Below are 21,354 nucleotides of genomic sequence, written 5' to 3' on the forward strand. Positions count from 1 at the left end.
GCAGCTCCCGGACAGCCTAGGAGGAACACGTGTCCCACCCGATCGACGTCGGATCAGTGCTTGGCGGCCGCTATAAGGTCACGGCCACCGTATTGACCTCGCATGACCAAGATCTGGTGCTCGACGGCGTGGACCAGGTCCTCAACCGCCCCGTCAGCATCCTCGTTGCCGGTCCCGGAAACGCCGAGCAGGTAGCACAGAGTGCCCGCGAAGTCGCCACGGGGGAGCGCCCTGGCCATGTCCAGATCCTGGACCTCGGAGTCAGCGACAACACCACGTACCTGATCACCAACCACAGCACTGCGCCGGACCTTCTTGATCTCGTGGTCGCAACCCACCCGCCGTACATCGAACCGTTCTTCACGGAAACCCTCGGCAGCGAGATCTTCGGCCAGCCCCGCACGTACGAGCCCGAGACCTATGACGGCCTCTATGAAGACGATGAGCACGAAGCCGAGTACATCCAGTACGACGAAAATGGCTACCCGGTCCAATCGGAATCGGATGCTTCCCACGAAGCACCAGGCACGCAGGCCAGCAACCTTCCTCCTATGCCTTCATCCAGCCCGTCATCGGCAAGGGGTGGTCTCGCGGGGAAGCTCGCTGCTGCTGCGGCTGGCGCCGGGGCAGCAGGAGTTGCTGCCGCTGCCGCGCTGAAGAACGCCGGGTCCAAGAACCACGACGCCGGGGCTGCCGCGAATGGGACTTCCGGTGCTGGCGGTACTTCTGCTGCCGCTGCTAGTACGGAGGCCCAGCCGCGGACGCAGGCTGTACAGTCGCCGTCGTCCGGAGCTTCGCCTGCTACCACGCCGGTGGCCCCGGTTCAGCCGCCTACCCAAGCCGTCACTTCGCAGCCTGTGGCTTCACAACCCGTGAACCCGCAGCCCGCACCGACTCGCGAGCCTGCCGGGGAACCAAAGGTTTCCCTCTGGTCTGAGGAGGACTACGGCCTCGCTGCCGGCGGGGCGGCTCAAGCCGCTGGAGGTAGCTCAGATCCTGGTTACGATCGTGCTCCTACCAGCTTCCCGGCGTCGGCCGCTGCCACAGAAGATTACGAAGATGAAGAGGTCTACGAGGACGAAACCCCGGAACGCGAGCCGCGGTCCCTGCGTTGGCTCGTCGGCGGTCTGCTGGCAGCAGTGTTGATCGTTGGACTTGTCCTGGCGGTCACCAACCTGGGAAGCCTCCTGCCCAGCGGCGCTCCGAAGGCATCAGACAAAACAACGACTTCCTCGCAGGCAACGGGCACCGACTCCGAAAAGCCGACGCCCAGTGAGACCGCTGCTCCGGCAACGCCTCCGGCCATCGATGGCATTACGCGCCTTGGCGACTTCCCCTTCGCTGCATCCTTCGATAAGGACCTTCCCAAAGCATTTGATGGGAACCCGGCCAGTTACTGGTCCGACATGGAGTTCGCTTCCGCCAACTGGGGTGGACTCTCGGGTGAGATGCCCTTGGTCGTGAAGCTCAAGCAGCCCACAGAGGTCAAGTCAGTGGTGCTGAACCAATTGGGCGGCTCGGGCGGAAGCATCAGCGTCTACACCAACGATCGTCCCGCAATGGACGGCGCCAAGCTCGTCGGCACCAACAGCTTCACGTCTCCGGACCTGACAATGCCGCTGGCTGCTCCCACGCAGACCCAGTACGTCATCGTGGTCATCAAGACGCTGCCTAAACTCGCTGCTCCCAAGACCCAGTTCGGATTTGGTCTGCGCTTGGCCGAGATCACGGTCCAGTAGTTCCGTTTTCGCCGCGCTTACCCAACTAGGTTGCAGTTGAGCGCGTTTTGAGCCGCCAAAACGACACCTGCTGCTACCTGGTTTTCGCATGTGGGCCTGTCTTTGTGACTGATGTGGCCATCAGTCATCCGGCGTCCCCGCTTCGATTCGCCACGCCTCCAGACGGTACCCTGAATGATGGTGGGTTTTAGGCCCTCCAAATCCAACGGAATATTTGGACCGTTGAAGGGGTTGAGTCAGGTGGCTGCCCCGAAAGCCGCAGCATCGACTAAGGAAGAGGTTCACGCCACGTGAGCATTGCAGAAAACAGCGCATCGCAGGTGCGTGACGTCATCATCGTCGGTTCAGGCCCCGCCGGTTACACAGCCGCCGTTTACACCGCCCGCGCCAACATGAAGCCTCTGCTCATTGCCGGCTCCGTCACTGCTGGTGGCGAGTTGATGAACACCACGGACGTCGAAAACTACCCGGGGTTCCCCGACGGCATCATGGGTCCAGATCTCATGGAAAACTTCGAGAAACAGGCAGCCCGCTTCGGCACAGAGATTCTCTTCGAGGATGTCACCGAACTGAACCTCGACGGCGACATCAAGTCGGTCACCATCGGCACGGGGGAGACCTTCCAGGCGAAGGCCATCATCCTGTCCACCGGTTCGGCCTACCGCGAGCTTGGACTTAAGAACGAAAAGCGCTTGTCGGGCCACGGTGTTAGCTGGTGTGCAACCTGCGACGGTTTCTTCTTCAAGGATCAGGACATCGCCGTCATCGGTGGTGGCGACTCCGCCATGGAAGAAGCCCTCTTCCTTACCAAGTTCGCCAAGTCCGTCACAGTGGTCCACCGTCGCGACACCCTCAAAGCTTCCAAGATCATGGGCGACCGCGCCCAGGCGCACGAGAAAATCAACTTCATTTGGAACACTGCTGTAGAGGACGTTCTCGGCGATGACAAGGTAACGGGCCTCAAGCTCAAGAACCTGGTTGACGGTACCGAATCTGAACTCGACGTCACCGGCGTCTTCGTGGCCATCGGCAACGATCCCCGCACGGAACTCGTAAAGGGCAAAGTTGATCTGACCCCCGAAGGAACGATTGCCGTAGAGGGCCGGACTTCCCGTACCAACATCAAGGGTGTGTTCGCCGCAGGCGACGTCATTGATCCCACCTACCGCCAGGCCATCACGGCCTCGGGTTCCGGTTGTGTGGCTGCCCTGGATGTGGAGCACTACCTCGCAGACCTGCATTCCTGAGCTTCACCAGACCAGCAACCATACGAAGGGAAAAGTTATGAGCAACGCTAAAGACGTAACTGACGCAAGCTTCAGCACCGATGTCCTGGCTTCCGAGAAGCCAGTCATCGTGGACTTCTGGGCAGAGTGGTGCGGACCCTGCCGCAAGCTCGGCCCGATCCTCGACGAGATCTCCGTTGAATACGGCGAGAAGGTTGACGTCGTGAAACTCAACGTCGACGACAACCCTGCCATCGCTGCCGAGTACGGCATCACGTCCATCCCGGCTGTGTACCTGTTCAGCGGGGGAGAAGTGAAGAGCACGGTCATCGGCGCCAAGCCAAAGCAGTTCTTCGAAAAGGAATTCGCAGACGTCTTGTCCTAGGTTCCCCTTAGTTAGTCAGTGAAAAGCCGGCGGCTGTCCCTCCTGAAGGAGTGGGAGTCGCCGGCTTTTTGCATTTGGCCAATTTGCACCCCCTAGAGTTTGTTTCTATCGGTGTGATTGCGCCAAAGGCTCTGTGCGTCCGCCGAACTCCTCAATGCGTGTTCCCCTTACCTGGGGTAGGCAAACACGTCCTTCTCTCACATCCCCACCCCTCCCGCCGGATCCTCTCTCACATCCCCACCCCTCCCGCCGGATCCTCTCTCACATCCCCACCCCACCCGCCGGATCCTCTCTCACATCCTCACCCCTCCCGCCGGATGCTCTCTCACATCCCCACCCCTCCCGCCGGATCCTCTCTCACATCCCCACCCCTCCCGCCGGATCCTCTCTCAGATCCTGAAGTGCTCTGCAGACAGGGCCGTGGAGAATTATGGTCCTGCCTAGCGATGACCACTGATTGGGCGCCTATCTCAGGCCATGTTCAACCGGATACAGCAAACAGCAGCGCGCATACTCATTCTCAGTCCGCCGGGGAAGTTGCGATCGTTGCAGGGCATCAGTCGTGCCGCTCCGACGTCATCTGATGCCAATGTCCGGGTTCGCCGAATAGTTTCACCAACGCCGATGGGTTTGCGGTGGCAAATTGTCGAACAAGCCCGTACATAACGCTCCGGATCGACAGCATCATTTGGATCTGCAACTTCGCAACCGCCTGACTCTTGATAACACCCGGCTCTGAACCTCAATGCCCTTACCTCTCATGTCAAGCAACACCCAGGAGTCTCAAGCGGCCTAGTAGGGGACATGCACAGTTCTTTCCCCTATTCCCCTTCGTGCCGTTCGCTCCGCAGTGGAGGCATGCAGTCAAGATTCCAAGGTCGCTAGTTCATGCGGCTCACGTTCCGTGGAGCATCCCGGAGGCAAACAGGTGCACTTCTGGTCGCTGAGCTCCTCCGGTCAACGTCGGGGCGCTCGAGATGTTTCACGTGAAGCGGCTTCGCCGCGGCCAAACTTCGAGCCCCAAAACCATCCCGGCATCGGCTACAAATTCGGACAACAACTGCTGCCCTGCTCACATCGAGGGAGTCTCGCGGTGTTTCACGTGAAACATCTCCGTGCAGTGGTGAAGAATATTCACCTGGGGAGACAAACACGCTCTGAAGCCAAGGAGAAGGACTGTTTCAGGAAACATAGGCCCGCGAGCACTCGGCAGCATCACAAATAGCAATGAAGCAAGGGGTCGGCAACCCTGGGTACGCTCCACTTGACCGTAGTGAGTTCCCAGCCTTGCTCGTTTGCCCCCTTGCTGCTGTCCTAACCAATGCAATAGACGACTGCGATGACCGGCTTCATGAAATACCCGCTTCGAGAATCTGCCCCGGAACGACTCAATGCAAGCACAGTAATCTCTCGCGAACATCGTCTGAGCTGTTGTCCATGTCAATACGCGTTCCCTGGCGGATCTAGATAATTGAGCTTCGCCTGTCAGGAATACACCAGAAGGTATCGGCATACGCCTGAGAACGGCCACCGCGCTTCAATACGGCGCACTCTACAGTCCGACAGCCCAATAGTTCACTCCAACCTTGATCATGGAGCATAGGGGAGTGCGAACGCTCCCTCGACTTGCTAGCCCTTGCAGGTGTCAAAAGAGCCGCCCCTGCCGTCCTCCTGGGGACTAGAACTGGTGTGGCATTCGACTTAAGGTGGAGCGGCATTTCAACGCTCGTGTCCAATGCGCGAATTCCTTCGTCGGAGTTCAATGCGTAACGGGCATTCGACCCCAGGCTGCATTTGGCGGCTGGAGGACACAGCTCGGGGTGGAGCTCGACTCGTCTGGCGTCGAGAACTACACGATTGTTCCATGGACCCGGCAGGCGTGCCCAAACCTATTCAGAGCAACGAGCTCTCCAGGGCTGGACGTCCGTTTCACGTGAAACATCTTGACTGGCACCTGGCAGCTTCATTGTTTGCAGGAACAGCTCCTGCGCCAACGTGCAAAGAGTGCATTGTGCGTGCTGGTGACACCAGTGAAGCCGTACATACTCCCACACGGCCCAGACGGGGCGGTTGGAACCAAATGCGACTCAGGCCCGCGTACGGGACAGTGGGACTTCATTACTGCGGCGCGCAGACCTCCAGGAGTACCGACTGGCGCTTTCCTGAGCCCCTGCCCGGCAATAGCAAGAAGCTCATCTGGCCTGGCCATGGAAGCATGACCTACAAGTCGAGAGTTCTTCCTGCGACGTGCGTGGGCGGCCAGCTTTCTACTGCGCTCGAGATGACTCCTTCCACCTACCGTCGACGCACCTTGGGAAAATGAAGGAGCGGCAGCTTCATGGAGAACTTGCCGCCACCGGAATGTCCTATCAACTGTCGGGCCGGGAACCACCCAGCACTCGATCACGCTCGACGGCAAGAGATTGATATCGGAACCCAAGCCTTCCAAGGAAGTGCTCTGCGGGGAAACCCCAGGCGATCCGAATGTTTCACGTGAAACACACCAGTGGTACTGAGCCACCATGGTAAGTAACCTGACCGTCTAGCTGTACGTTCACAAGATGGATGGGCCCCCTGCAGAGGACTTCCTAGGCGGAAGGCAGTCTACTCCGACAGAAGCCTTACAATCTCAAGGACGACGCCGCTGACCATACCGCCCGCAAACGCCACTTACGTTAGCGCCCAGTAGGGGACGACCATAGGGAGGCCGTTGACTCGTACACGATGCGCTCCTCGTCCCGACCATTTGGGGAAATGCGTACAGCAACTTGCAGTACGCTGCTACCGTTGCCCGCCCAGCGATGGCCCCAGAAGGACAGTTAGAAATTTTCGGCATAGAGCTCGACCCAGTCCCTGGGGACGAAACATCCGATCAAAGAAGCCGGAGTCGGAGTCGAAACCTGGCTCTGACCGGCCCTCAGTACCTTCCTGCATGAACCGCGGTTCACCGGCGAACCTAATACACCACCGTGACGAGCCCCAGACGGCCTTCGGCATTGAACATGCTGTTGCCCTTGCACGGCAGTCGACTTCGCAGTTATGGACTAGACGCCGGCGCATCGAGGGTCGGTCCAATCTGAGCGATCCCGGGAAGCCAGCAGTGGCACGCAGACCCGGAGACTGGCTCACGTTATTCACAAAGTTATCCACAGGCTTATCCACCGGCCAGTTGGCCTTCAACATATCGATTCCACAGCTCTTCATTGCGCTGATCTTCGCCACCCCGATTCATCTCCCTCTGACTACTCCGGATCTGGTGAGGGTCTCCGTGTCGCCTTCGGTTCGCGTACGCGCCAAATTCCCGCAAATCAAAGTGTTTTGGGATCATGTGACATGAAATACACCCCTTTCCCTGCCGGAGCGTTTCACGTGAAACATGCGTCGAATCTTCCAGGAAGGATCGCGGTGCACGCGTCTCTTACTTTGTGCAACTTGGACACTTCTGGAAACAGGCACTCCTTAGCAAGGGACAGACTTATCCCCAAAGTTATCCACAGGCTTATCCACCTCCCAACTAGGTGTAGTCCCATGCATCTCGATGTCAGCTTCCGCCCGCCGCGCTATGCAGTTGACAGTGCATAATGTTTCACGTGAAACAGACAGTGTCTGCCGTTCGTCCTCGACGAGGGTCCGGCACGTCCTTTCAGGAGGCCATCCACGAAGCCGGGTGACCGGTCGGCCGAGCCAGACCTTTAAGGCTAACGACGATTACCGAGACGGAATATCAAGGCAAACGTACAACATCAGATCTATCAGGCAGCCAATGTCAAATCCATTCAATTCCCAACAGACCAGCCGTGATGCCTCGCTCACCCACGAGGTTCGGTGGTACGTGTAATTGCCCCTGGATAATTGGGTGTGGATCGCGCACCAAGCAAGGGCTGTGGGGTCGCACGACGGAACTCATCGCTGCTGAGCGCCAGGATGCCATGTCGCCGTCTTCCTACGTGGCACTGCGTCTCAAGGTCGACGACGACTTGGAACAAGCCGCGTGGTCCGCATAGGCCATTGCCACTGTGTTCGAAGAATTTGGGTGTGCGAAGATCTTGGATGGGCGAAAAGCTTAGGTAGTCGATGAGCTCGGATGGACATCGTGCCGACCCTCGACCCTCAGTGGCTACTGTGGGAAGTTCACGGACTATGGCTGGAAAGGCATCTGCGTCGAAGACCGCAAACGGGGGAAAGCTTCTCCCTGACGGAGCCTAAGACCTCTTGTCCCAGTTGTCTTTCCGGCCACATTGAACATTGGCGTTCTCCTCAGTTCAAGGTCCGCAGAATCGGCGCTCCATCTGCGTAGTCAGCTCGCTGGGCCAATACCATAAGGGTGGCGGCAATGCATCGGCCTGTATTGTGCAGGCCCCAGGGCGTTGGCAGGAGGGAAAAGGGAGGTCATTTGTGGTGGGGGCGCCAGTGTCGTGAAGACTTCATAGATGTACGCGACAACGGGAACGCCCAGCTCGGACCCCTCGAGCGCGCTACACGAGAACGTTCAGTTTACGATGCTCGAACCGATCGAACACCACCAGACATTGGGACAATGGTCTATCGGACTCAAGATGCCGCCACTAAGCCGTTGCATCTCACGCCGGTCCGTCGCTCCCATACCCACAACCAACAAGCACCGCTAGGACGTACGTCCAGCCGTGGCGTGGCCGGTCCGCTTCATAGGCCCGGATCTACCTCCCACATCAACTGACTCCAAAGCCCGACTGACTTCCCTTCCTGGTATGGAGATCGTTGGAGTGATGGGGAGTACTGGGCTTGATGCTCGTCGGCAGACCCTAGTGGGAGTTCGCGCTACACCATCGCGAATTTCAGACTTGTAATTCCATCTTGCCTAGTTGCACTCTCCGTATCCACCAGTCCATGCTCTGCTCCTTCGGTCCAGTTGAGACAACGGGGCATTTCACGTGAAACAATCGATGTCCCTCCCTTTCGATCGCGAAGTTGCTACGCGCCTTCGCAGTGTTTCACGTGAAACGATGACCGGAAACCGTGACCAGCGGGTCATGCGGCCCCAAGCGAGCATCGGAATGACACCGTGCCACGAGAAAAGACTGCAAAGGGCCAAAGTAGTGCATTCAGTTACTCGGAGACATGAGCTCAATCTCATTCCAACGAAATCCAGACCACGGACTGTTTCTACACCTCCGCGTCAGAAGCGCGACCGCTTTAGACCTTCTCCCGGTCGTGCCGGAGTGGAACACTCAACGTCCCACGCCACATCAAATCGCTCACTTTCCTTTTAGCGCGGAGCGGGCTAGTTCAAGCAACCTCCTCCCAACAGGAAGAAGTCCAGCCATGGAAGTCCGAACCAGCCGCAATACGTACCTGCAAGGCGAAGGCTGTTCGAGGGTATGCGACGTCCCAGTTTCACGTGAAACATCCCTCATCATCAGGCAGTCGGGTGCTGCGGGATGCGGCGTCCTTTCAAAAGCCGCTGGAAAACAGCTTCGGTACCGGCCTCGAATGTTTTGGAGATGTGCCTCCACGCGGATTCCGACTCCAGCAGCTTGGCGGCCAAAACGAGGTTATAAACCCTGTTGGTTCAATGCGCGGATATGCTCATGAACGGAACCCATCGAACACGGACTCCCTTCTCCGTTGCCGCGCTGGAGTGATTGCGGCTCGTGCGCGGCAGACTTACCGGAGCAAGAAGAGATGTGTCTTTTTATCCACAACGTCGAACGCTATAAAAGCGCACAGAAGAATAGCATTCTGAAGCCCTGGGAGAACATAGTTTCACGTGAAACCACGCACTCGGAAGGGCGGCCTGCCTACCGAAGACCTAACAACTTAGCATTGAGAAGGACAAGCGCTTCGGAACACAAAGCTCCGGGGCACAAAAATGGGGTCTGCCCACATGGCAAACCCCATTCAGTTGGTCGGGAAAACTAGTCTTCAGAGCCCGGTCCCAAAACATCCATGATGCGGTTGAGATCCTCTACGCTCGCGAATTCGATGCTAACGCGGCCCTTGCGAGCACCCAACGTGATCTTCACGTTCGTATCCAAGCGGTCGGAAAGCGACGACGCCAGGTAGTCCAGGCGCTCGTGCCTCGCGTTGGGCTTGGGAATAGCACTCTTGGCTGGCGCGGTGGGGTCCTGGTACAGAGCTACGGCTTCTTCAGTGGCCCGGACAGACATACCTTCAGCAACGATCTTCTGAGCAAGACGCTCCATGGCGGCCGCGTCAGGCAACGCCAAGAGAGCACGGGCGTGGCCGGCTGACAAGACGCTGGCTGCCACACGGCGCTGCACCAACGGCGGAAGCTTCAAAAGTCGCAGCGTATTCGATACCTGAGGACGGGAGCGACCGATGCGGTCGGCCAGTTGCTCATGGGTAGTTCCAAAGTCTTCCAGGAGCTGCTGGTAGGCGGCTGCCTCTTCCAACGGGTTCAACTGGCTACGGTGCAGGTTCTCCAGCAACGCGTCTCGAAGAAGGTCGTCGTCAGTGGTGTCACGAACGATCGCCGGGATTGTTTCCAGCCCAGCGGCCTGAACTGCACGCCAACGTCGCTCACCCATGACCAGTTCGTACGGTTCTCCACCCTTTTCGGTTGAAGTACGTACAACAATTGGCTGAAGGACACCGATTTCCTTGACGGAGTGCACCAGCTCGGCCATGTCGTCTTCATCGAAGACAGATCGAGGCTGCTTACGGTTGGGATGAATGTCCGTCACCGGTATTTCAGCGAACCTCGCTCCTGGAACCTCAACCAACTCCACCTCGGGCGGAGTAGCTGCAGTGCGAGCAGCAGGGGCGGAAGACGCCGTCGAACTCGTCTCCGCACCACTCGTCTTCACCGAAGCAGACGAAGAGCGCTTTGTAGCTGGCTTGGGCGCGGCGTGCTTCGCCTCGCCGGATGGGGATGCTTCCTTCGCAGCGCCGGTAGGAGAACCACTAGCTACGCTCGACATCCCGGAGTCGGCAGTAGCTGTGGGAGCCGTAGCATCGGGCGCTTCCAGCGGCTCTGCTGTCTTACGCGCTTCCGGAAAGAACAGGTCCACTGGGCGGGAGGGCGCAGCGCCGTTTCCCTGGGCACCCGCGGGTGAGCTAGGAATGAGAGCCCCAAGACCCCTGCCGAGGCCCCTTCGCTTTTCGCTCATTGATTCATCCCTCCGATGGAATTGCCGAGTGCGGACCCGCCCAGGCTGTTGCAGTGTTTCAAGAATTCTAGCGTTCAGCGATTTCGGCAGCGGCTTCCATGTAGGACAACGCGCCGCTCGATGAAGGATCATAGGTCATGACAGTCTGCTGGTAGCTCGGCGCTTCAGAGATACGTACCGAGCGGGGGACCACGGCGCTCAGAACCTGCTCGGGGAAATGTTGGCGGACCTCAGACGCAACCTGTGCTGCGAGGTTGGTTCGGCCGTCATACATGGTCAGGAGAATAGTCGAAACCACCAGGTCAGCGTTGAGGTGCTTCTGGATCATCTCAATATTCTTCAGGAGTTGACTCAAGCCCTCCAGGGCGTAGTACTCGCACTGGATGGGAATGAGAACTTCGCTGGCGGCGCAGAATGCATTGACAGTCAACAGACCCAGGCTGGGTGGGCAGTCGATAAAGATGAAGTCCAAACGTCCCTCACCGTTTTTCTCCCGCTCTTTTGAGTAGACGTCTATGGCGCGGCGAAGCCTCTGTTCACGGGCCACCAATGAAACCAACTCGATTTCCGCGCCGGCCAGGTGGATCGTCGCTGGGGCGCAGATGAGGTTGGGAATGTCAGGGCACGGAGCCACTACATCTTTCAGCGGAAGGTCGTTGATCAGGACGTCGTAGATGCTGTCCACATCTGCGTGGTGCTCAATGCCCAAAGCTGTAGAGGCATTTCCCTGGGGATCAATGTCAATGACCAGGACGTTGAGTCCTGCAGATGCCAGAGCAGCGGCAATGTTGACGGTGGTAGTCGTCTTGCCAACGCCACCCTTCTGATTGGAGACCGTGAAAATCCGGGTCCGATCAGGTTTAGGGAGTTCACGTCCAATCAGCCGCTCGCGTCGGCGTGTTTCGTTGGCCAGTTGGCGAGCGATAGGGCTCGAATCATCGATGGAGTCCATCACGTTGTGAACCTCATCCGTCAGCGTTTCACGTGAAACGGCAGCATTATCAACTGAATTCGTTCGCACAATAGCGGATTGAAGTGACGCCGAGGGTGTGGCCATGGCCCGCGCGGACCCCAGGGACATAAAGGGGGGGATCCGTTGCGTGGAGGTTTCGCTACTGCCCACTGGTCACACTCTCACTCTCATTCGGCGCTTGCTGCCGTTCTCTAGCCTAACTGCTCAGCCGCCGACACGCGGGAAACCGGGCGGTGACTAACCCGTCTTTCCGGGCTTGTTGACGATGATCCTCACCACGGTGGTGGGTTCCTCCAAAAGCTCCTGTCCACAAACCACAACGGACGTTTCCACGCCGCCAAGTTTACGGATGACCTTCTTGGCCTTCTCAATTTCTTCGGCAGCGCTGCGACCCTTGATCGCGACAACCTCCCCCTTGCCATTCAGCAGGGGGATAGTAAGCCCAGCCAGGTTGGAAAGAGCGGAAACTGCCCGTGCCGTAACGACGTCCGCATCCACCAATCCCACAGCCAGTTCAGCGCGGGTTCGCATGATTGTCACATTGTCCAGGCCGAGGTCGTCCACGACTTCCTGAAGCCAGATGACTCGACGCTCCAGAGGTTCAATCAGGGTCAGTTCAAGGTCTGGGCGGGCAATTGCAAGGCACAGGCCAGGAAGCCCGGCACCGGATCCGACGTCTGCCACGTGGCTGTCCATGGCAATGGCTGACTCGATGACTGCACAGTTCAGGACGTGGCGGCTCCACAAGCGCGGGATCTCACGAGGACCGATCAGCCCACGTTCAGTTCCGGACGTGGCCAGATGTTCTACATAGCGCTTGGCGAGATCCAGGCGATCCCCAAAGATCTTCTCTGCTGCCTGCAGTTCAGTTGCCGTAATTTCAACCATGAGCCGCTAGTCAGCCGAGACCACGATGTGGCGGCCAGCGCCCTCGCCCTCGGATTCGGAGACGAATCCGAGATCAGCGACGGCATCGTGAACTATCTTGCGCTCATAGGCGCTCATTGGCTCCAGTGCAACGGTCCCGCCGGATTCCTTGACCTTGGCAACGGCGTCCTCGGCGATCTGCTGAAGTACCCCGGCACGTTCCTTGCGGTAACCGTTGATGTCCAATACCAAGCGGGACCGGCTTTCAGTCGCCGAAAGGACGGACAGACGAGTCAGTTCCTGCAGGGCTTCGAGGACTTCGCCGTCCCGACCTACCAGGCTGTCCAGGGCAGTGGACTCTTCGTCAGTTCCGATGGAGATGTAGGTACGGCCGTTCCGGACCTCAATGTCAATGTCGCCATCAATGTCAGCGATATCAAGAAGTTCCTCGAGGTAGTCGGCAGCAATGTCGCCTTCCTCTTCGAGGCGGCTGGCCGTCTTGGACAACGACTCTTCCTGCGTGTCGTCCTGCTCCTCAGTCTCGGCGGCAGTTACATCTTCAGTGCTCTCAGCAGACATTACTTCTTCTTCCTGTTCTTACGTTGTGGCTGGACGCGCTGAGCCCTGATTTCGGCCGCAGCGGCAGCCGCGGCAGCCTCGGCGTCGTCGTCGTCCTTCTTCTTGCCACCCAGCAGCGGCGGCAGGCCCTTCGCGGCGCGGCGCTCTTCCAGTGCCCTGGCGGCAGGCGAGCCCGGAGTGGGCATGCGGCGGATAACGAAGAATTGCTGACCCATGGTCCAGAGGTTGGTGGTGGTCCAGTAGATCAGGACACCGATGGGGAAGTTGATACCACCGATACCGAACACGAGCGGCAGGATGTAGAGCATCATCTTCTGCTGGCGCATGAACGGGCTGGCCAATGCTTCTTCGGACATGTTCTTGGCCATGATCTGCTTCTGCGTGATGAACTGCGAGGCTGTCATGGCGAGGATCATGATGATGGAGAGGGTCCAGACGGCAACTTCCGTACCAGGTACCCCACCGTGGAGCAACGATGCAGACAGCGGCGCACCAAAGATGCTCGACTGATCGAACTCGATGACCTGTTCGTGGCTCAGCGCCCCAATGCCCTCGCCCGCATTCTTGGCGGTCGAGATACCAGACAGCACCTGGAACAGGGCGAAGAAGAACGGCATCTGGATCAGCATGGGCAAACATGCGGAGAACGGGTTGGTGCCATGCTTCTTGTACAGGGCCATCTGCTCCTGCGCCATAGCCTGGCGGGAGAGCTGATCGGTCTTGCCCTTGTATTTGGTCTGCAGCTTCTTCAAGTCGGGCTGCAGCAGCTGCATGCCGCGCTGCGCCTTGATCTGCTTGACGAAGACGGGAATCAGGGCGGCACGGATCACCAGCACGAGCCCGATGATGGAGAGGGTCCACGTCCAGCCGTTGGCGGCGGGCATGCCAAGGAAGCTCAACCCGTCATGGAAGCCAACCATGATGACTGACACCAGCCACTTGAACGGAAACATGATCGTTCCAAAGAAGTCCATACGATATCCCTATTCGTTAGGCCGCAGTGCGGCCTTCTTCATCAGCCTGAACAACCAGGAACTGGTCCGGGTTGTTCAGTACAACAATTGTGGGCGTCTGGCCATCGGGCCAATGACGATGGCCGGCGGGGACATGGTCCACTCCACCGGCATTCCAAGGATGGCATTTGGCGAGCCTCTTGGCTGCGAGCCAGCTACCCTTTACGGCGCCGTGCACCGTCACCGCTTCCAGGGCATATGCCGAGCAGGACGGAAAGAACCGGCAAACCTGGCCGTACAGGGGCGAGATGACCTTGCGGTATGTCTTCAGCAGGAGAATCAGGATATTTCGGGGCAGGTCCCACATGAACTTGCCAACCGCTGCCAACAGGCTCCCATGGGGAATCTTGCCAGCGGGGTCGCCAAAACCAGAGGGGTCAACTGAGGAAGGAACGACGGCGGTGCTTATGTCATGCACGCGGTGTCCCTTCCCTTGTGGTGCCGTTGTGGTCTGGCGAAGCGCTGCGTGGAACGGATCCACCCAGTCGCTTCGTCGTCACTGCCAATGCGGCGTTGTAGTCCGAGAGCAGTTGCTCCCAGCTGGCAGATGCAGCTGCGGGCAACGCCCGGACCACGACCGCCAGGCCCGTTCCATGCGTGTGCAAGGACAGTGCGCCTGCTTCTCTCAGTCTCCTCTTAACGAGGTTCCTGGTCACGGCGTTCCCGACGGCTTTGGAGACAATGAAGCCGATTCGACTCGGCTCCGCGGCCCCGATAGGGGCCGTATATAACACTAAGTTCCGGCGTCCATTGCGGACGCCGGAACGTACAGTTGTTGAAAAGTCGGTAGACGTCCGCAGACGGTTAGGGGTGGCTAGCACCGTCGAACCCGCAAAAAGTCCCTTACCGACAAGTCAGTTATTTACGCCGACAGTTCGACGCGGCCCTTGCCGCGACGTGCAGCCAGGATGGCGCGGCCGGCACGGGTGCGCATACGAAGGCGGAAGCCGTGCTTCTTGGCCCGACGGCGGTTATTCGGCTGAAAAGTCCGCTTGCTCACGTTAGTTACTCCAGTGGATCAAAGGTGCGCCCACCCGATCAAAAGGGGAAGAACTGGCCGACGCTAAGTTTTGTATGTGCCTGCCGCCGTTGCCTGCCGCACGATAAACGTACGTCGATGCAACTGATCACAAAAGCGGACACAAAGGACTTCACAACGTTAGGGCAAAAAGGCACCCCCAGTCAAACCGGGAGCCATTCCTGCAGCTATCCACAGCTGTGCCAAAGGATGCTGCACAGCCTGTGGATGAAGTGGCTCACAAGGCCGAAATCAGAACCACAACGGTGTAATTATCCACAAGCAACTTCCCAGCTATCTTCTAGCGATTCCATCCCCTAGAGTGGCTCAGTAGCCCATTGTCCACCCGCTGTGCATAACTCTGTGGATTAACCCCGGAAACATCGCCAGTCGGAGACACTTCGGCTGCCAGCGACGCCGGCAAGCAAGTATTTAGGAACTGATTGATGACAGTAGACGAAGCCAACCACGCCAATACTGTCGGAAGTTCCTGGCGCAGGGTGCTGAGCCTTCTGGAGCAGGACGACCGGGTCACACCCCGCCAGCGCGGTTTCGTCATCCTCGCCCAGGCCCAAGGCCTCATCGGCTCGACGCTTCTGGTAGCCGTTCCCAACGAGCTCACCCGCGAGGTCCTGCAGACGCAGGTCAAGGACGCCCTGGACGACGCCCTTCGCAGCGTTTTTTCGGATGACATCCGTTGCGCGATCGACGTCGACACCGATCTGGTGCCCATCCACGAAGAGCCGGAACCCGCCGTCGAACTTTCCGCGATGCCGGATCTTGCCGCGGAGCCGAAGCCCCAGCCGACACCGCCGAGTACCTCGCATGAATTCGGCCGGCTGAACCCGAAGTACATCTTCGACACTTTCGTGATCGGTTCCTCGAACCGCTTTGCCCACGCGGCCGCTGTTGCCGTAGCCGAGGCCCCTGCCAAGGCATACAACCCGCTGTTCATCTACGGCGACTCCGGGCTCGGCAAGACGCACCTTCTTCACGCGATCGGCCATTATGCCCGCCGCCTCTACAGCGGAATCCGCGTACGTTACGTCAACTCCGAAGAGTTCACTAACGACTTCATCAACTCGATCCGCGATGACGAAGGCACCAGCTTCAAGACCACGTATCGAAACGTGGATGTGCTGCTGATCGACGACATCCAGTTCCTGGCGGGCAAAGACCGGACCCAGGAGGAGTTCTTCCACACGTTCAACGCCCTGCATAACGCCAACAAGCAGGTGGTCATTACCTCCGACCAACCTCCCAAGATGCTGGCGGGCTTCGAAGACCGGATGACCTCCCGTTTCGAGTGGGGCCTGCTGACGGATATCCAGCCGCCTGAACTGGAAACCCGTATTGCCATCCTCCGCAAGAAGGGCCTCAGCGAGGGATTGTCGGCACCGGACGACGCCCTGGAGTACATCGCTTCCAAGATCTCCAGCAACATCCGGGAACTTGAAGGTGCCCTGATCCGCGTTACTGCTTTTGCCAGCCTGAACCGACAGCCGGTGGATGTGGCCCTCGCCGAGATGGTCCTCAAGGACCTCATCACCGACGACGGCGCCCAAGAGATCACAGCGAAGCAGATCCTGGACCAGACCGCTGACTACTTCAAGCTCAGCATGGAAGAGCTTTGCAGCAAGTCTCGTACGCGAACCCTCGTCACTGCGCGACAGATCGCCATGTACCTCTGCCGTGAGCTCACCGACATGTCCTTGCCGAAGATCGGACAGGAGCTTGGCGGACGCGACCACACCACGGTCATCCACGCCGACCGCAAGATCCGTGAGCTGATGGCCGAGCGCCGTGTGATTTACAACCAGGTCACGGAGCTCACAAACCGCATCAAGCAGCAGCAGCGGGACTCCTGAATCCACATCCTGCCGCGCACTACATACCTTATTAACAGGTGCATGTGGATAACCCTGTGGATACTTAAGGGGACAAGCGCGGTTAATGGGCTTAAAACCCTTAAGGCATCTGTGGATCGTCAAAAACCGGGTTGGGAGTTGTCCCCATCCACACCCTGTTTAAAACCCAGTTAACGCACAATCCGTGAACAGGGCTTAACCGCGAAACGACGCGGCGAGGTCGGGTTATCCACAGTTTCCACAGCAGTTATTAACACTACGAATCCCAAAAAATTGAAATCCCTCAAATAACAATCTCGTTCTGCGCCCCATCGGCCTGCCACCGACAGACCGATCAACCAGATCATCGGCCAGCCTGCGGCTGTCCACATACGAGGGGTGAGTGCTGCCGGGGATGGGTTAATCGCGGATCTTCCGGCTAAGCTGTCAGCAGCGCTCCCATCCTTGGGTCTGTTTGTAGTTCGCTTGAGTGCGGACCATGCAGGTTCCGGTACCGGACAGCAAAGGTTTGGTGGGTTCCAAGCAGGAATCCGCAGCTACTACTTGGCAGCAGCAATGAAAGGCGGCACCCTTCCGTGAAGTTCAGAGTCGACCGCGACGTCCTGGCAGAAGCCGTTACGTGGACCGCGCGGTCGTTGTCTCCGCGGCCGCCCGTCCCTGTGCTTTCCGGCCTCCTCCTCAAAGCCGAGGCTGGAACGGTAAGCCTCTCGAGCTTTGATTACGAGACATCAGCCCGCCTGGAGATCCCCGCGGATATCGCCACGGAAGGCACCATTCTGGTGTCCGGGCGTCTCTTGGCAGACATTTGTCGCAGCCTGCCTTCAGCTCCTGTGGAAGTTGAAACTGACGGGAGCAAAGTCACCCTCACCTGCCGCCGCAGCAGTTTCCACCTGGCTACGATGCCTGAGGCCGAGTACCCGGCTCTTCCGGCGTTGCCAGCCATCAGTGGCACTTTGCCAGGTGACGCCTTCGCACAGGCTGTTTCCCAGGTGATCATCGCTGCCAGCAAGGACGACACCCTGCCGATCCTTACCGGCGTGCGCATGGAAATTGAGGATGACATGATCACCCTCCTCGCTACGGACCGATACCGCCTCGCGATGCGCGAAGTCCCCTGGAAGCCCGTCACTCCGGGCATTTCCACCAGCGCCCTGGTCAAATCCAAGACGCTGAACGAGGTGGCAAAGACCCTCGGTGGCAGTGGTGACATCAACCTTGCCCTCGCTGACGACGACAGCCGCCTGATCGGCTTCGAAAGCGGAGGCCGCACCACCACGTCCTTGCTGGTGGATGGCGACTACCCCAAGATCCGCTCGCTCTTCCCTGACTCCACCCCGATCCACGCAACGGTCCAAACACAGGAACTCGTTGAAGCTGTTCGTCGTGTGTCTCTCGTGGCTGAACGCAACACACCGGTCCGCCTGGCCTTCAGCCAGGGTCTGCTGAACCTCGACGCCGGTACCGGTGAAGATGCCCAGGCGTCCGAGGAACTGGAAGCCCAGCTATCAGGCGAGGACATCACTGTCGCCTTCAATCCGCACTACCTGGTTGAAGGCCTGAGCGTCATCGAGACGAAGTACGTTCGTTTCTCCTTTACCACCGCTCCCAAGCCGGCCATGATCACGGCCCAGGCTGAAGCTGATGGCGAAGACCAGGACGATTACCGCTACCTCGTGATGCCGGTTCGCCTGCCAAACTAGCGATCAGCCACGTATCCACCAGCGCAGAAAAGAGTTCACCCCGTGCACATCGGACTGATCGGCCTCGGAAAAATGGGTTTCAACATGCGGGAACGCATGCGGAACGGCGGTATTGAAGTAACCGGGTTTGACCGGAATCCCGATGTCACGGACGTCGCTTCCGTGGACGAACTCATCGCTGCCCTGCCCTCCCCGAAGCTCGTATGGGTCATGGTTCCATCGGGCGGGATCACAGATGCGGTCATCACCGAACTTGGCGAAAAGCTCAACCCTGGTGATTTGGTGATCGACGGCGGCAACTCACGTTTCACGGAGGACCAGAAGCACGCTGCTGCACTTGCAGAGAAAGGCATCCGCTTCGCGGACTGCGGTGTATCCGGTGGCGTATGGGGATTGCAGAACGGTTATGGCCTGATGGCTGGAGGCGCTGACGAAGACATCGAGCTGGCGTTGCCCGTCTTCGATGCCCTGCGCCCCGAAGGGGAACGAGCAGATAGCTTCGTCCACGTCGGCGGAGTCGGCGCCGGCCATTACGCCAAAATGGTGCATAACGGTATCGAGTATGGGCTCATGCAGGCCTATGCCGAGGGTTACGAATTACTGGCAGCCAAGGACATCGTGAAGGACCTTCCCGGAACCTTCCGCGCCTGGCAAAAAGGAACGGTCGTGCGCTCCTGGCTGCTTGATCTTATGGTCAAAGCACTCGACGAAGATCCGGGCCTGGCCTCGATCGACGACTACGTGGAAGACTCCGGCGAAGGCCGATGGACTGTGGAAGAGGCAATTGCCAACGCTGTCCCGGCGCCGGCAATCACCGCAGCACTTTTCGCGCGGTTCGCTTCGCGCGAAGACAACTCTCCGGCCATGAAGATGGTTTCAGCGTTGCGCCACCAGTTCGGCGGACACGCCACACGTCCGTCCAACTAGGCCGCGGGAGTCCAGCAGACGGCGTGTATCTTGAACATCTTTCGCTGACCGATTTCCGCAGCTACGCCCAGGTTGACCTGAAGCTTGGCCCCGGGGTCACTGTCCTGGTGGGTTCGAACGGGATCGGTAAGACCAACCTCATGGAAGCCATCGGATATTTGGCAACCCTGAGCTCGCACCGCGTCAGCACCGATGCTCCACTCCTTCGCTTCGGCGCGGAACGCGCAATGATCAGGGCCAAGCTGATCCGCGGCGAGCAGTCCACGGTTATTGAGGTGGAAATTAATGCAGGTCGGGCAAACCGCGGCCGGATTAATCGAGGAAACCCAGTCCGCGCAAGGGACATCCTGGGCATCTGCCAGACCGTCCTGTTTGCACCTGAGGATTTGGCGCTGGTCAAGGGCGATCCTTCCAACCGCAGGCGCTTCCTTGATGAGCTCCTGGTCAGCTTGATTCCCCGCCATGCTGCTACCCGCAGCGACTACGACAGAGTGTTGAAGCAACGCAACGCCCTGCTGAAATCCGCGCGGACCGGAAAATTTACCGCAGGCCATGAGGCAACGCTGGATGTTTGGGACCAGCATATGGCCCGCGCTGGTGCCGAACTCCTGCATGCGCGGCTGGAACTTGTGGAACGGCTCCGCCCGCACCTGAACAGTGCTTACGCGCAGCTCACTGACGGTTCAAAAGATGCCGGCGCGGTGTACCGCTCAACCATCCAGGGCGTACTGGACGACGACGGCGGTCCGGCCGATCGCCCAACGGAACCTTCGGCGTCGGGCGAGGACCTCAGGCTGTTGTCGGTGGACGAACTCACCGAGCGCTACGTCCATGCTTTCGCCGCATCCCGCAAGAAGGAACTCGAGCGGGGCATCTCCCTGGTGGGCCCGCACCGGGACGAATTGGAGCTCGTGCTCGGCCAAGCACCTGCCAAGGGCTACGCTTCGCACGGTGAAACGTGGTCAATGTGCTTGTCGCTGCGCCTCGCTTCCTACTACGTCATGCTCGATGATGCCCGCACCGGAGGCACTGCGCCGATCCTCATTCTTGACGATGTCTTTGCCGAACTCGATGTCCAGCGCAGGCGTAAACTGGCAGCAATAGTGGCCGGCGCCGAACAGGTACTGGTCACGGCCGCCGTCGACGCCGATATTCCCGAGGAGCTGGCCGGGCGGCGTATAACCGTTGTTCCGGGAGGCATCGATGGCGAAGGATAGCCCCGACGGACTTCAACCCGGCCGCGATCCGGACGAAATCGATGCTGCCCAAGCCGCGCTGAACCGTATGCGGGAAGCCGCAGCAGCCAGAGGCGAAGTCAGGCAGCGCGCTCCCCGTCCCGGATCCGCGCCTAAACGCAAGGGCCTTCGCGACACCAGGGGTTTTACCCAGTTCCATGGGACCGGACGTGACCCGTTGGGCCTGGGGAAAGTCGTCGGCCGGTTGGTGGCGGAACGTGGGTGGACATCGCCCGTGGCCGTTGGCTCGGTCATGGCCGAATGGGAAACGTTGGTGGGCGCGGACATTTCTGCACACTGCACGCCGGAGAGCTTTACTGACACCACACTTCATGTCCGTTGCGACTCCACAGCATGGGCAACTCAACTGCGATTGCTGAGTACAAGCCTGCTTGAGATGTTCCGGAATGAACTCGGGGAAGGTGTGGTGACCAGCATCCACGTACTCGGTCCGTCTGCGCCAAGTTGGCGCAAGGGTGGGCGCAGCGTCAAAGGTCGGGGCCCCCGGGACACGTACGGCTGAACGGCTTGCAGGGCGTTTCAACGCCCCCGAGTCGTATAGGCCCCCATCAGGACCACCGTAGGGCCATTTCAGATAGGGCCAGTGGCCTCCCACGGGCATATTCAGCTCTCGGCTGCCCCCGTATTTGCAAGGATTCGCGCATTTCCACGATAGAATTGGCGTAGATCACTGAGCGCCGGTGAAACGTCGTCG

The 21,354-nt window shown here is 59.1% G+C and carries 16 protein-coding genes; 8 read left to right on the forward strand and 8 right to left on the reverse strand.

The genetic code is table 11. From position 1 onward, the window contains the following. Window positions 1-29 precede the first annotated feature (29 nt). The 3 genes from AB4Z15_RS22290 (at window position 30) to trxA (ending at window position 3,350) form a co-directional block, all read left to right on the forward strand. Window positions 30-1,739 (forward strand): ABC transporter substrate-binding protein, encoded by a 1,710-nt coding sequence (locus tag AB4Z15_RS22290; protein WP_442018999.1) that lies wholly within the window; start codon window positions 30-32, stop codon window positions 1,737-1,739. A 290-nt stretch (window positions 1,740-2,029) separates the two neighbouring features. Further along, a complete protein-coding gene (trxB, locus tag AB4Z15_RS22295) occupies window positions 2,030-2,986 on the forward strand; it encodes a thioredoxin-disulfide reductase (protein WP_442019000.1) in 957 nt (318 codons plus the stop codon). 37 nt (window positions 2,987-3,023) lie between these two features. Further along, a complete protein-coding gene (gene trxA / locus AB4Z15_RS22300; RefSeq protein ID WP_216924410.1) occupies window positions 3,024-3,350 on the forward strand; it encodes a thioredoxin in 327 nt (108 codons plus the stop codon). 5,894 nt (window positions 3,351-9,244) lie between these two features. Here the strand turns inward: trxA and AB4Z15_RS22305 are convergent. The 8 genes from AB4Z15_RS22305 to rpmH form a co-directional block, all read right to left on the reverse strand. After that, on the reverse strand, window positions 9,245-10,459 hold the full coding sequence (locus AB4Z15_RS22305; RefSeq protein ID WP_442019001.1) for a ParB/RepB/Spo0J family partition protein: 1,215 nt from the start codon (window positions 10,457-10,459) through the stop codon (window positions 9,245-9,247). A gap of 67 nt (window positions 10,460-10,526) precedes the next feature. After that, complete coding sequence (locus AB4Z15_RS22310; protein ID WP_442005257.1) at window positions 10,527-11,540, reverse strand: ParA family protein; 1,014 nt, start codon at window positions 11,538-11,540, stop codon at window positions 10,527-10,529. Window positions 11,541-11,669: 129 nt separating this feature from the next. After that, window positions 11,670-12,320, reverse strand: a complete 651-nt coding sequence (gene rsmG / locus AB4Z15_RS22315; protein WP_442005256.1) for a 16S rRNA (guanine(527)-N(7))-methyltransferase RsmG — start codon at window positions 12,318-12,320, stop codon at window positions 11,670-11,672. Between the two features lie 6 nt (window positions 12,321-12,326). After that, the gene (locus tag AB4Z15_RS22320; protein ID WP_442005255.1) at window positions 12,327-12,878 is read right to left on the reverse strand and encodes a Jag family protein; all 552 of its coding nucleotides are present in this window, start codon (window positions 12,876-12,878) and stop codon (window positions 12,327-12,329) included. After that, window positions 12,878-13,852 carry a membrane protein insertase YidC gene (gene yidC / locus AB4Z15_RS22325; protein ID WP_442019002.1) on the reverse strand — a complete coding sequence of 325 codons (975 nt, stop codon included), beginning with the start codon at window positions 13,850-13,852 and terminating at the stop codon, window positions 12,878-12,880. The genes AB4Z15_RS22320 and yidC overlap by 1 nt, the downstream gene beginning before the upstream one ends. Before the next feature lie 16 nt (window positions 13,853-13,868). Then, window positions 13,869-14,237 (reverse strand): membrane protein insertion efficiency factor YidD, encoded by a 369-nt coding sequence (yidD, locus tag AB4Z15_RS22330; RefSeq protein ID WP_442019008.1) that lies wholly within the window; start codon window positions 14,235-14,237, stop codon window positions 13,869-13,871. Window positions 14,238-14,301: 64 nt separating this feature from the next. Then, window positions 14,302-14,712, reverse strand: a complete 411-nt coding sequence (gene rnpA / locus AB4Z15_RS22335; RefSeq protein WP_442005253.1) for a ribonuclease P protein component — start codon at window positions 14,710-14,712, stop codon at window positions 14,302-14,304. 41 nt (window positions 14,713-14,753) lie between these two features. Further along, entirely contained in the window at window positions 14,754-14,891 is a 138-nt protein-coding gene (gene rpmH, locus AB4Z15_RS22340) for a 50S ribosomal protein L34 (protein ID WP_011776797.1), read from the reverse strand. Between the two features lie 464 nt (window positions 14,892-15,355). Between rpmH and dnaA the strand changes: the two genes are divergently transcribed. The 5 genes from dnaA (at window position 15,356) to AB4Z15_RS22365 (ending at window position 21,162) form a co-directional block, all read left to right on the forward strand. Next, window positions 15,356-16,777: a chromosomal replication initiator protein DnaA gene (dnaA, locus tag AB4Z15_RS22345; protein ID WP_431117351.1), complete on the forward strand. Its 1,422-nt coding sequence runs from the start codon at window positions 15,356-15,358 to the stop codon at window positions 16,775-16,777. Between the two features lie 575 nt (window positions 16,778-17,352). Then, window positions 17,353-18,477, forward strand: coding sequence for a DNA polymerase III subunit beta (gene dnaN, locus AB4Z15_RS22350; protein ID WP_431117352.1), 1,125 nt, complete (start codon window positions 17,353-17,355; stop codon window positions 18,475-18,477). A gap of 42 nt (window positions 18,478-18,519) precedes the next feature. Next, window positions 18,520-19,404 carry a phosphogluconate dehydrogenase (NAD(+)-dependent, decarboxylating) gene (gnd, locus tag AB4Z15_RS22355; protein WP_442005252.1) on the forward strand — a complete coding sequence of 295 codons (885 nt, stop codon included), beginning with the start codon at window positions 18,520-18,522 and terminating at the stop codon, window positions 19,402-19,404. 23 nt (window positions 19,405-19,427) lie between these two features. Continuing rightward, window positions 19,428-20,621, forward strand: coding sequence for a DNA replication/repair protein RecF (recF, locus tag AB4Z15_RS22360; protein ID WP_442019003.1), 1,194 nt, complete (start codon window positions 19,428-19,430; stop codon window positions 20,619-20,621). Next, window positions 20,608-21,162: a DUF721 domain-containing protein gene (locus AB4Z15_RS22365; RefSeq protein ID WP_442019004.1), complete on the forward strand. Its 555-nt coding sequence runs from the start codon at window positions 20,608-20,610 to the stop codon at window positions 21,160-21,162. Before recF ends, AB4Z15_RS22365 begins: the two co-directional genes overlap by 14 nt. Window positions 21,163-21,354 lie beyond the last annotated feature (192 nt).

It is taken from the genome of Paenarthrobacter sp. 2TAF44 (assembly GCF_052114885.1).
In the GTDB taxonomy this organism is placed as follows: Bacteria; Actinomycetota; Actinomycetes; order Actinomycetales; family Micrococcaceae; genus Arthrobacter.